At 62.0% G+C, this 12256-nt stretch carries 13 protein-coding genes; 12 read left to right on the top strand and 1 reads right to left on the bottom strand.

Annotated elements, in window-relative coordinates; all coding sequences use genetic code 11:
* Positions 1-143: 143 nt before the first annotated feature.
* The 12 genes from ACINK1_RS10540 to ACINK1_RS10485 all read left to right on the top strand — a co-directional run bounded on the left by ACINK1_RS10540 (position 144) and on the right by ACINK1_RS10485 (position 11036).
* Complete coding sequence (locus ACINK1_RS10540; RefSeq protein WP_376800320.1) at positions 144-935, top strand: biotin/lipoate--protein ligase family protein; 792 nt, start codon at positions 144-146, stop codon at positions 933-935.
* Between the two features lie 13 nt (positions 936-948).
* Complete coding sequence (locus ACINK1_RS10535; protein WP_376800319.1) at positions 949-1527, top strand: DUF6505 family protein; 579 nt, start codon at positions 949-951, stop codon at positions 1525-1527.
* Positions 1524-2525, top strand: a complete 1002-nt coding sequence (locus tag ACINK1_RS10530; protein WP_376800317.1) for a DUF6352 family protein — start codon at positions 1524-1526, stop codon at positions 2523-2525. Before ACINK1_RS10535 ends, ACINK1_RS10530 begins: the two co-directional genes overlap by 4 nt.
* Positions 2526-2560: 35 nt before the next feature.
* Complete coding sequence (locus ACINK1_RS10525) at positions 2561-3109, top strand: DUF3305 domain-containing protein (RefSeq protein ID WP_376800316.1); 549 nt, start codon at positions 2561-2563, stop codon at positions 3107-3109.
* Entirely contained in the window at positions 3106-3789 is a 684-nt protein-coding gene (locus ACINK1_RS10520; protein ID WP_376804041.1) for a DUF3306 domain-containing protein, read from the top strand. The genes ACINK1_RS10525 and ACINK1_RS10520 overlap by 4 nt, the downstream gene beginning before the upstream one ends.
* Before the next feature lie 121 nt (positions 3790-3910).
* The gene (locus ACINK1_RS10515; protein WP_376800314.1) at positions 3911-4747 is read left to right on the top strand and encodes a molecular chaperone TorD family protein; all 837 of its coding nucleotides are present in this window, start codon (positions 3911-3913) and stop codon (positions 4745-4747) included.
* A 46-nt stretch (positions 4748-4793) separates the two neighbouring features.
* Positions 4794-4997: a twin-arginine translocation signal domain-containing protein gene (locus ACINK1_RS10510; protein ID WP_376800313.1), complete on the top strand. Its 204-nt coding sequence runs from the start codon at positions 4794-4796 to the stop codon at positions 4995-4997.
* A gap of 20 nt (positions 4998-5017) precedes the next feature.
* Entirely contained in the window at positions 5018-7996 is a 2979-nt protein-coding gene (locus tag ACINK1_RS10505; protein ID WP_376800312.1) for a formate dehydrogenase subunit alpha, read from the top strand.
* A gap of 14 nt (positions 7997-8010) precedes the next feature.
* Positions 8011-8607 (top strand): formate dehydrogenase FDH3 subunit beta, encoded by a 597-nt coding sequence (fdh3B, locus tag ACINK1_RS10500; RefSeq protein WP_376800310.1) that lies wholly within the window; start codon positions 8011-8013, stop codon positions 8605-8607.
* 68 nt (positions 8608-8675) lie between these two features.
* A complete protein-coding gene (locus tag ACINK1_RS10495; RefSeq protein WP_376800309.1) occupies positions 8676-9692 on the top strand; it encodes a formate dehydrogenase subunit gamma in 1017 nt (338 codons plus the stop codon).
* A gap of 30 nt (positions 9693-9722) precedes the next feature.
* Entirely contained in the window at positions 9723-9878 is a 156-nt protein-coding gene (locus ACINK1_RS10490; RefSeq protein WP_376800308.1) for a hypothetical protein, read from the top strand.
* A gap of 87 nt (positions 9879-9965) precedes the next feature.
* On the top strand, positions 9966-11036 hold the full coding sequence (locus ACINK1_RS10485; RefSeq protein WP_376800306.1) for an Mrp/NBP35 family ATP-binding protein: 1071 nt from the start codon (positions 9966-9968) through the stop codon (positions 11034-11036).
* Here the strand turns inward: ACINK1_RS10485 and ACINK1_RS10480 are convergent.
* Positions 11018-12256, bottom strand: a 1239-nt coding sequence (locus ACINK1_RS10480; protein ID WP_395760115.1) for an aldehyde dehydrogenase family protein, incomplete at its 5' end; no start/stop codon positions are given. The genes ACINK1_RS10485 and ACINK1_RS10480 overlap by 19 nt on opposite strands.

Genomic DNA, 12256 nt, shown 5'->3' with positions numbered 1-12256 from the left:
CAGGCACTATAAGCGTTGGCTTGACAAAAGAGGCAAGCCTGTTGCGCAGCAAGGGTTGATTTGCCTTGCGACAGCGGGGCGGATTAGGGTCGATGCTAGCGGGAAAATCGTCCTGCCGAACATCGATCTGCCAGCGGAGGCCCATGACTGATACGCGCACCAAACGGTCAACCTCTCTGGCGCAGCCCGAACTGGCGCTGCCGCCGGGCTTCCATGCCAAGGGGTTGCGCGAGTTGAAAGACGCGTTTGCCGAGGCACAGCGTCTGGCGGCGAGCGAGGGCGGCGGGCTTGTGACGTATGTCCACCGCTTCGATACGGTCGAATTCGCCCTGGTCATTGAACCCGATGAGCCGCTGGCACAGGCGCGACGCGCCGTTTATGCGGCCATGAACGCGCTGGCTGATGCCATTGCGACACATTGTCCGCCCGAGCGTCCGCTGACCTTTGACTGGCCAGACACCATCCGTCTTGATGGCGGCATCATCGGCGGCGTTCGTCTGGGTGTACCGGATGGGACAAGCGAGGACGAGGTGCCAGCCTGGCTGACGCTGGGTGTGATGGTGCGGCTTTTCGTGCCGCTCTTTGCCGGGCAGGGTCATGAGCTTGACCAGCCGTTCACGGCAGGAACGAGCCTTGCAACCGAAGGGTTCGAGATGCTGGATGGCGGGACATTGATCGAGAGTTTTTGTCGCCATCTGCTCGTCTATGTCGATCAATGGCAGGAACAGGGATTTGCGCCGGTCGGGCGCCATTTTCTGGCACGCCTCAAGACGGCGACAGGCGCAGATCGCCTGGTGCGGCGCGGCATCGCCGCGAACGGCGATCTGGTGAGCGAGGCGGGAAAGCGTGGCAACGCGCCGCCACCGCGCTCGCTCGCAGACGCCTTGCGTGCTCCCGCCTGGCGTGATGAGACGAGCGGCGATCCGCTTTTGTGACAAAGGTCATGACATGACAATCAGGCTTCTCAGAACCTTGCGGCTCGACGTCTCCGACAGCTTCGTCTTCGAGGCGGCAGCAGCGCCGGGCGAGTGGGCGGTGCCGGGCGGTTTCATGTTCTGGAGCGAGGACATAGCCGCGCTGGCGGGAAAACGTCGGCAGGCGTTCCGTTCAGGCTTTCTCGGCCTCACCAGCTTCGGCTGGTCGACGCTGGCGATGGTGTGTGAAGCCAGCGATGAGGAACGCGAGGAGGCGGTGCGTTTGCTGGCGGGCTATTTGCGCCAGCATCATGGCGCCCCTGATGATCAGGCTGCGGAAGCGGCTGCGCGCGAGGAAGTAGCCTTCATGGAGAGCCTTGCCGATCATCCGCCCCAGACGGTCATCGCGCTGACCCGGCGGCTTGACGACAAGGGTGAGATTGGCGAGCAGTTTCGCACCCTCCACCGGGTGGATGCGGCCAAAGGGGATGGTCTGCCATGCAGCGCCGGCGCCTTCTTTGCAGTTGAGGCGCATGACGCGGTACCGGCTGGCGAGGATGCCGATTTTTCACGATTGATGACGTTAAGCACAGACGGGTCGTCCAGCCGATGAGCGATGATTTCTGGATGTCGAGCGGGCATCACCTGCTCGATCATGACGCGCATGGCTATCTCACGGTCAGCGATGAGTTTCTCAAAGCCTATCTGGCGCGCCCCGAGATCAAGCCGCCGGAGGATGCCTGCGCGGCGGAGCGTGACCTCTACGCCCGGCTGCTCGCCCATCCCCGACAAGACATCGTGGACGCCGACATAGCGGCGATCAGCGACCGCGACGGGCGTGAAAACTGGGCGGTCTTTCGCCGTTTTCGCAATCTTCTGCTGGCGCATTCCTCTCTTGAGGCCGCCTATCTCGCCCAGTTCCGCAGTAAAGATCCGCCGCTGCCCTGGCTCTTTGCCAATCAGCTGACGCACCTCATCCTGCGCAATGCCCTCGACGGCGTCGAGGATCCGCTAATTCTCAAGACAGCCGAGCTTTTTTTCCGCCGGCAGAAATTGTCGCGCCGCAACGACATGTTATTGCTGGCTGACGCTGATCTGGTCGAGGACCGGCAGGCGGCGCTGCACGCCTCGCCGCTTCTTGCCATGTTTCAGGATGGCGGGACGGGCGATCTTGATATCTTTGATGAAACCACGGCAGGCGACTACCGGCGGCGCAGCGATGCTTTCGATCTGGTGCTCGATTTTCGTGCCAAAGGGGCGGGGCGGGCGGCCTTTGCCCGTGTGATGGAAATCTGGGTCCGGCATCTTCTGGGCATTTCGGTCAAGGTTGAGCCCCTGGAGAGTGTCGCCAATGTGCGCTTCGCGTGGTTTGTCGGCCTTGACCAGGAAGCAACCCGCATCGGCAACGCGCTGTGGGACGGACAAGAGCCCGCCCATCACGGTCGCGAGCGCATTCTGGCGCTTTACCGGATGATTTTTGTCGAGCCGCATGTCATGCTGGAGCGCGTTGCCGGCGAGGCGGTCTATCTGATCCTGGCGGTTGATGGCGACCAGATCGTGCATATGAAACCGCAGAATCTGATCACCGGTCTGCCGCTCAAGGCAGATTGAGCGGCACTAGCGGTTTGACCGGGGAACAGCGATTGATGATCGAGATGGAAATGACGCTGGGGCTGGTGGTTGAGCGGCGACGCTCCAGCCATCCCTGGAGCGTGGCGGCGGGGCAGGAATTCTCGTGGTTGCCGGTGCAGGTGCTCGGCGAACCGCCGGCAACTGCGTCTTGGACGGCGCTTGATGGCAATGACGAGCTGATGCGGTTTTATGCCGGACAAGTGATGTTGTCTGTCTACTCGACCGATACTGCCAATTATCGCGACAATCTCGCCAGTGGCCTGCCCAAGCTGTGGGTGGCGATGCTGAGAAGCGATGGCGATCCTGCGCTCGACATTGTGGCGATCAGCGCCGATCCGGCCGAGGGCGAGGCGTGGACCGAAGCAGGACGCTATCTCGTCGAGACCCTTGATATGAGCGATGAGATTGCCGCTGAGCTGGCGCGCTTCATCGCCGACCATCACGTCGAGCGCCCGATCATCAAGCGCAAGCGCGACCGCGCCCCGCCGGATGTGCGCTGGCGTGCCGAGCCGACGGTGGCGGAGCGGGCCGCGGTTGATGATCCAGGCGCGGGAGGATCATGATGGCGGGCGGCGGCGATGATCACGACAAGGAAGGCGGCGAAGGGTTTCTGAGCCGCTGGTCACGCGTCAAGGCGCGCCCTGAACGCGATGCCGATATCGCGGTGGCGCCGTTGCCGATCAACGCCATGGATGCGGCCGCCATTCCACCGCAAGCGTTCGAGGACGGCGCTGCGGACCTGCCGCGGCTGGAGGATATTCTGCCGGAAGGATCGATTGCCCAGTTCCTGCGCAAGGGCATTCCCCAGGCGTTGACGACGGCTGCCCTGCGCCAGGCGTGGACGCAGGACCCGCGCATCCGCGATTTCATCGAAGTGGCGGAGAACCAGTATGATTTCAATAATCCGACGAGCATTTACGGGTTTGGCGAATTGCCGGCGGATACCGATATTGCCGCGCTTGTGAGGCAGGCAACCGGGTTCGGTTACCATGAGCCCGACAAAAGCCCAGACGAGGGTGAGGCTATCGCCGGGAACGAGCGGCTCGCCCAGGACAGCACGCGGCTGTCGCAGCCATTGAGCGTCGCCGATGATGGGGGGCAGACGGCGCCTGACAGTGTTGCTGCAGCGCCCCTTCCGGCGAGCGAAATGGTTATGGAACAGGCGGTCGCAGGCGCGGTTCAGCCAGACGCGCCATCCCCGCCGGTTCGCCCGCGCCGCCATGGCGGGGCGCTCCCTGTCTAGACGCAAAACAGATGCGCGGGATGCGGTCAGTCGTCGCAGTCATAAGCACTTGTTATGACCAGAAACCGTGCTATGTTGGCGCAACTTAGAACAATTAAAAAGCAAACAAAACCGGACACAAATGAGCGCTGAAAAGACGCAAGTCCGCCTGGGTGAGGAACGTGATCAAGGCTTGCTTCTGGCGATTGAAGGCGCTGGAAGCATTGGCAAATTGGCGCGTGGCCTTGGCATATCCCAACCGGCGGTTTCGGCGTGGACGCGTATTCCCGCCGACCGGGTTGTGGCGGTAGAAACCTTCACCGGAATCTCCCGTCATCTCCTGCGGCCCGATCTTTATGGCGAGGCTGCCTTAACGTCAGCTGTTGACCCCATCGATGCCGTGCGGGCGCAGGCCTATCTGCTGTTGGCTCGCCTGCTGCTGCAGGCGCCTGATCAGAGGCTCTTGAACGAGCTTGCGCGCCTCAAGGGTGATGCGACGCCTCTCGGCCTGGCGATGATCGGCCTGGCGCGTTCTGCCGCCTCTGGCGCCGTCGAGGCGATCGAGCGTGAGTTTTTCACGGTTTTCATCGGCGTTGGCCGGGGTGAGGCGGTGCCGTACGGCTCCTATTATCAAACCGGCTTCCTCAATGAGCGGCCGCTGGCACGGGTGCGCGAAGATCTGACGCGGTTTGGTGTCGAGAGACGGGCGGATGCGTTCGAGCCGGAAGATCATCTCGGCTCGTTGTTTGAGGTGATGGCGGGGTTGATCGTTGGCGAATTCACCGCTGACGCGACGGCGGCCGACCGCTTCTTCAAGCGCCATATCGAGCGCTGGGCCCTGCGCTTTTTTGACGATCTCGCGGCGACGCCGGGTGCTGACTTCTATCGGGCGGTCGCGGCTGTGGGACAGGTGTTTCTTTCGATTGAGAGTGAAGCCATGACATTGCCGGCAGCGATGCCGGAGCGCGTGGCTGTCTAGGGACAACGGGTTTGGCGCGAGCCGGATCGGGCAAGGGAGGAATATGATGAGCATGACCAAGGAAGAGACGAGGCCTGACCGCCGCAGTTTTCTGAAAGCGCTCAGCGTTGGTGCCGCCGGGGCAAGCGCCGTTGCCGGCCTTGCCACGCCGGTCGAGGCGGTGGCTGCGGAGAGCGCCAGCGACAAGCGCAAGAAGCGCTATCGCGAGACGGATCATGTCAAGGCCTTCTATCGTACCAATCGCTACTGAGCAGAATTCGGGAGAAGAACATGTTGATCAAAAGGCTTTCCGGATCATCGCGCGGCAGCAGGGGGCGGGGCGCTCCTGTGGTTGCAACCCAGGCCAGCGCGGTCCTTGACCGACGTTCATTCCTCGCGCGCTCCGGCCTGGCTGCGGGCGGGCTTGCCGGGTTGTCGGCGCTGGGCTTCACCTCCATGCGCAAGGCGCAGGCGGCGGCCGGCTTTGACGCCAAGGCGCCTGTCAAGCTCGTCAAGAATATCTGCACCCATTGCTCTGTCGGCTGCACGGTCACGGCGGAAGTGCAAAACGGCGTCTGGGTTGGCCAGGAGCCGGCATGGGATTCGCCGATCAACCGCGGCACGCATTGCGCCAAGGGCGCCGCCATCCGCGAGATCGTTCATGGTGACCGGCGTCTCAAATATCCGCTGAAACTCGTCAATGGCGAATATCAGCGCATCAGCTGGGAGCAGGCACTGAGCGAAATTTCCGCCAAGATGATGGAAATCCGCGCAAAGTCCGGCCCTGAATCGGTGTGGTGGCTGGGATCGGCGAAGTTCTCGAATGAGGGCGCCTATCTCTTCCGCAAGATGGGGGCGTTCTGGGGAACCAATTCGGTCGACCATCAGGCGCGCATCTGTCACTCGACCACGGTCGCGGGAGTGGCGAACACCTGGGGCTACGGAGCGCAGACCAATTCCTACAATGATATCCGCAACGCCAAGACCGCCATCATCATGGGCGGCAATCCGGCGGAAGCGCATCCGGTGTCGCTGCAGCACGTGCTGACCGGCAAGGAGCTCAACCGCGCCAATCTGATCGTCATCGATCCGCGGCTGACGCGCACCGCCGCGCATGCGACCGAATATGTCCGCATCCGGTCGGGTACCGATATTCCGGTCATCTACGGCATGCTGTGGCACATCTTCGAGAATGGCTGGGAAGACAAAAAGTTCATCGAACAGCGCGTTTACGCGATGGATGATGTGCGTGCCGAGGTAAAGAAATGGGACCCCAAGACGGTTGAGGATGTCACCGGCGTGCCCGGCGAGCAGCTCAAGCGGGTTGCTGAATTGTTTGCCAAGGAGCGCCCCTCGACCCTCATCTGGTGCATGGGCGCCACCCAGCACACGGTTGGCACCGCCAATGTGCGCGCCTACTGCATCCTGCTGCTGGCCACCGGCAATGTCGGCGCGCCGGGGACAGGCGCCAATATTTTCCGCGGCCACACCAATGTGCAGGGTGCCACCGATCTTGGCGTCGATGTCGTCACCCTGCCGCTTTATTACGGCCTCGATGATAATGCGTGGAAGCATTGGGCGCGGGTGTGGGACGTCGACTTCAACTGGCTCGACAGCCGCTTCGACAAGAAGCCTGGTCCCAACAACACGACCATCAATTTCCGTACCGTGCCCGGCATCCCGTCGACGCGCTGGTTTGATGCCGTGTCGCTGCCGAAGGATCAGGTCGATCAGAACGACAATCTGAAGGCGGCGATCGTCTTCGGCCATGGCGGCAACACGGTGCCGCGCATCCCGGAAATGACCAAGGGGCTGGCAGCGCTCGACCTGCTGGTGGTGGCCGATCCGCATCCTACCAATTTCGTCTCGCTTGGCGGGCGCAAGAACGGCACCTATCTCCTGCCCATCTCGACCCAGCTTGAGTGTTCGGGATCGCGCACTGCCTCCAATCGCTCAATCCAGTGGGGCGAGAAGATCGTTGAGCCGATCTTCGAGAGCGCCAATGATTACTGGGTGATCTACAAGCTTGCCGAAAAGCTCGGCTTTGCCGACAAGATGTTCAAGAACATCAAGATGGTCAAAGGCAAGTTCGGCGATGAGCCGGAGGCCGAATCCATTCTTCGCGAAATCAATCGCGGTGGCTGGTCGACGGGCTATTGCGGCCAGTCGCCCGAACGTATCAAGGCGCATATGGCCAATCAGGGCAAGTTCGATGTCCGGACCTTGCGCTCGCCAAGCGATGGATCGGAAATCAGCGGTGATTATTACGGCCTGCCCTGGCCGTGCTGGGGAACGCCGGAGATGAAACATCCCGGAACGCCGATCCTCTACAACACCAATCTTCATGTGAAGGATGGCGGCGGTGCCTTCCGTGCCCGTTTCGGCGTCGAGCGCGTCGTCAAGGTCAAGGTCCAGGAGAACGGCGCCGAGGTGGAGAAGGAGCGCAAGGACAATCTGCTGGCCGAGGGCTCGTATTCGCTGGGGTCGGATTTGAAGGATGGCTATCCCGAGTTCACGCTGGCGGTCCTGCAAAAGCTTGGCTGGGACAGCGAGCTCACGGCTGAAGAGCGGGCGATCATCGAGAAAAGCGGCCCGTCATGGTCGACCGACCTGTCAGGTGGCATCCAGCGTGTGGCGATCGCCCATGGCTGCGTGCCCTTCGGCAATGCCAAGGCGCGCGCCAATGCGTGGAACCTGCCTGACCCGGTGCCTGTCCATCGCGAGCCGATCTACACGCCTCGCGTCGATCTCGTCGCCAAATATCCGACACGGCCTGACTTCAAGAGCTTCCGTGTGCCCAATATCGGCTTCAGCGTCCAGAAGGCTGCCGTCGACAAGGGGATTGCCAAGGAGTTCCCGATGATCCTGTCATCCGGCCGTCTCGTTGAATATGAAGGTGGTGGCGAGGAGACGCGGTCGAACAAATGGCTGGCCGAGTTGCAGCAGGACATGTTCGTCGAGATCAACCCGCGGGACGCCGCCGAACGCGGTATTGCCGAGGGTCAGTTCGTCTGGGTCTACGGGCCTGAGAGCAGCTCGAAAATCAGGGTCAAGGCCCTGGTGACCGAGCGGGTCGGCAAGGGTGTGGCGTGGATGCCGTTCCATTTCGGTGGCTGGTATCAGGGCGCCGACCAGCGCGGCAATTATCCGAAAGGAACCGACCCGATCGTTCTTGGCGAATCGGTCAATACCGTCACCACCTATGGCTTTGATCCGGTGACGGCGATGCATGAAGGCAAGGTTACGCTTTGCCAGATCAAGGCAGCCTGAGGGAGGGGACGTCCATGGCTCGAATGAAATTCCTGTGTGACGCCGACCGCTGCATCGAGTGCAACGCCTGCGTGACGGCCTGTAAAAACGAAAACGACGTGCCGTGGGGCATCAACCGGCGCCGCGTCGTCACCATCAATGACGGCAAGCCGGGCGAGCGTTCGGTCTCGATGGCCTGCATGCATTGCACGGATGCGCCGTGCGCTGCCGTGTGCCCTGTCGATTGCTTCTATACGACCGAGGATGCGGTCGTGTTGCACTCCAAGGAACTGTGCATCGGCTGTGGCTACTGCTTCTACGCCTGCCCCTTCGGTGCGCCGCAATATCCCAAGGTCGGGAATTTCGGCTCGCGGGGCAAGATGGACAAGTGCACCTATTGCGCCGGCGGCCCGGAGGATGATCTGTCGGCTGCCGAGCAGGCGGCCTATGGCTCGAACCGTCTGGCGGAAGGCAAATTGCCGCTGTGTGCCGAGATGTGCTCGACCAAGGCGCTGCTGGCCGGTGATCACGAGATGATCAGCGAGATCTACAAGGAGCGGGTTTCCAAACGCGGCTATGGCTCTGGCGCGTGGGGCTGGAAAACGGCCTACAAGGAAACCATCAACGTCTGAACCGGGCGCGGCGTGGGTGCGACCCGCGCCGCAGATCACGGGTGAAGTCAATTCGGGGGAGGCAGAATATGGTGGCGTTTCAACGCAGCTGGGGTTTGGCCGCAGCGCTGGCTATCGCACTGGTTATTGTCGTTTCGGGCGATGCTCTGGCGCAGAGCGGCCAGCCGACATCGGTCAATCCTACCGCAAGCTCCGTCAAGGAAGGACAATTGCTGGACGCTTTGAAACCGCCCGGCAGCGGACCTTCGGCTGTCACAGGCAGGGTGTCGATTCCGGATACGAAATCATCCGTGCTTATCCAGCCGGCCGGCCGGGACTGGCGGCAGATCCGTCAGGAAACGCTGCCATTCTATGGCGCCATCGCCATCCTTGGCATGTTGGCTGCACTCGTCATTTTCTACCTCATCCGCGGGCGCATCGCCATCGATGGCGGGCCGTCGGGCCGCACCATTCTGCGCTTTGCCTCAGCCGACCGGTTTGCCCACTGGCTGACCGCGTCCACCTTTATCCTGCTCGCCCTGTCGGGGTTGAACCTGACCTTCGGGCGCAAGCTGTTGCTGCCGCTCATCGGCCCCGAGGCTTTCACGGCCCTGTCACAGGCCGGGAAGTTCGTTCACAATTATGGCAGCTTCGCCTTTGCGCTCGGCGTTGTTCTCATGATCCTGCTGTGGCTCAAGGACAATATCCCAAGCGGGGCTGATCTTGCGTGGTTTTCCAAGGGTGGCGGCCTCATCGGCAGTGACCATCCGCCGGCCGGTCGCTTCAATGGCGGGCAGAAGGTTATCTTCTGGGTGGTGGTCATTGGCGGGGTGGCCCTGTCGATCACTGGCTATTCCCTGATGTTCCCCTTTGTCTTTACCGATATCGCCGGCCTGCAGGAGGCCAATATGCTGCACGGTCTGATCGCCGTTGGCATGGTCGCGGTGATCCTTGCCCACATCTATATCGGCTCGGTCGGCATGGAGGGGGCGTTCGATGCCATGGGCAAGGGTGAGGTTGATCTCAACTGGGCCAAGCAGCACCATGCGCTGTGGGTTGAAAAGACCGAAATGAAGGGCAAAGGCGCAGCGACGCCGGCCGAATAGAGCAAGAGACAACGTCAAGGAATGATCAGAATGAAAATGTTTGTGTCCGCTGTTGTCGCGATGCTCCTTATCATCGGTGGGGCAGTTGTCGTTCTTGAAGGCTATCAAAAGACGGTTGATGCGGCCTTTGTCGGATCGGGTGCCAGACCGGATCCGGAAGTCTCGCTGCGCGGGGGCAAGGGCTGACGCGCTCCCTCTGATATCGCCATCTGTTGCGGGCGGTCGACCTCCCAAGGTCGACCGTCTTGCGTTTTACAGGCACACCGCCCCGCTATGCTGATCACCCCTGCCCGCTTGCGCTCCCTTCTGTCCGGTGTCCTGGCACCGGGCGGACATGTGGCGCTCGCCGCACTTATTGCCAATGATGATTTCCGGATCGACGGCGAACGGGTGACGCTGACGGTCCGGATTGATGGCAAGGACGCTGATGCCTGGGAGCCGGTCCGCCGCGAAGCGCAGGAGCGGCTGGCGAGCGTCAGCGGCATTACCAGCGCGCTCGTGGTGTTGACGGCCGAGCGTAAAGGTCAAGGCGCCGTTGCGACCGAGGCCGCCTCAGGTTTTGCGGCACTTGCCGGTATCAGGCATATCGTTGCTGTTGCGTCGGGCAAGGGCGGCGTCGGCAAATCGACAACGACGTGCAATCTGGCGCTGGCGCTGGCCGGGATGGGCCTCAAGGTGGGCGTGCTCGACGCTGATATCTATGGCCCCTCGATGCCGCGCCTCTTTGCGCTGAAGGGCCAGCCAACCGTCAAGTCAGGGCGTGTCCTCAACCCGCTTGAAGCGTATGGCTGCAAGGTCATGTCCATCGGGTTTGTCGTTGACAGCGAGACGGCCATGATATGGCGCGGGCCGATGGTGGCGTCTGCGATCACCCAGATGCTGCGTGACATCGATTGGGGGGCGCTGGACATTCTGCTGATCGACATGCCGCCGGGAACGGGCGACGCGCAACTGACCCTGTCGCAGCAGGGCCGGCTTGCCGGGGCGGTCATTGTCTCGACGCCGCAGGATCTGGCGCTGATCGACGCCCGCCGCGGGGTCGCCATGTTCCGCGATGTCGGCGTGCCGGTGCTCGGGCTGGTTGAAAATATGAGCTATTTTCTCTGCGATGCCTGCGGCAAGCGCCACGATATCTTTGCCCATGGCGGGGCGCGCCGCGAGGCTGAGCGGCTGGCTATCCCGTTCCTCGGCGAGGTACCGCTTGATATGGAGGTCAGGCGGCGCTCCGATGATGGCATGCCGGTGATGATCGCCGCACCCGACAGCGTGCCGGCTGAGGCCTACCGGCTGATTGCCACCGGTTTGCGCGAGCGGCTGCAGGGTCTTCAGCCGGCGGCAATATAGGCGGTTTTGACGGTCGTATAGAATTCGCGGGCATAAGCGCCCTGCTCACGCGGCCCGTAGCTTGATCCCTTTCTGCCGCCAAAGGGCACGTGATAGTCGACGCCCGCGGTCGGCAGATTGACCATCACCATGCCGGCCTCCACGTTGCGCCGGAAATGGCTGGCGTATTTGAGGCTGGTGGTGCAGATGCCTGCTGACAACCCGAAGTCGGTGTCGTTGGCGACATGAAGCGCCTCATCATAGGTTTTCACGCGAATGACATTGGCGATGGGGCCAAATACCTCCTCGCGTGAGATCCGCATGGCGTTGGTGGTCTCGGTGAAGAGGGCTGGCTGGAGATAGAAGCCGGGCGTCTGCCGGTTGAGACGCTCGCCTCCCCATATCAGGCGGGCGCCTTCGTCACGGGCGATGCGGATATAATGCTCATCCTGCTCCAGTTGCTTTTGATCAACCACCGGGCCGATATGGGTGCCAGCCTTCAAGGCGTCATCAACGATGAGGCCCTTCATGCGCTCGACCAGTGCTGCCACGAATGCGTCGTGAACAGTATCTGTCACGATGAGGCGTGAGGACGCCGTGCAACGCTGGCCGGTTGAAAAGAAAGCGCCATTGACGGCGCAGTCAACCGCCACTTTCAGATCGGCGTCATCAAGAACGACCAGGGGATTCTTGCCGCCCATTTCGAGTTGTACTTTTTTCATCGGCGTTGAGGCAACGCAGGCCGCTGCCACCAGCCGCCCGGTCGCAACCGATCCGGTAAACGATATGGCCGCGATATCTGGATGAGCCAACATCGCCGCGCCCACGACCGACCCTTTGCCCATGACCAGGTTGAGGACGCCCTTCGGCAGTCCGGCGCGTTGCAGAATATCGACCAGCGCCCAGGCGGAATGCGGCACCAGATCAGCGGGTTTGATGACGACCGTGTTACCATAGGCCAGCGCTGGCGCCAGCTTCCAGGCCGGGATGGCGATCGGGAAATTCCACGGTGTGATCAGACCCACAACGCCCACCGGTTCGCGCGTCACCTCAATGCCGACGCCGGGGCGGACCGAGCCCATCATCTCGCCGTTCAAACGCAATGTTTCGCCGGCAAAGAACGACAAGACCTGACCGGCACGGCCAGCCTCGCCCACGCCCTCGGCCAAGGTCTTGCCTTCTTCGCGGCTGAGAATGCGCCCAAGCTCTTCCTTGCGCGCCAACACCTCGTCGGCCGCACG

Origin of the sequence: Raskinella chloraquaticus (SeqCode), from assembly GCF_021731865.1 — a bacterium.
Taxonomy (GTDB): Bacteria; Pseudomonadota; Alphaproteobacteria; order Rhizobiales; family UBA4765; genus Raskinella; species Raskinella chloraquaticus.
Note: the sequence above shows the minus strand (reverse complement) of the source record. Positions and strands in the feature narration are given on the sequence as shown.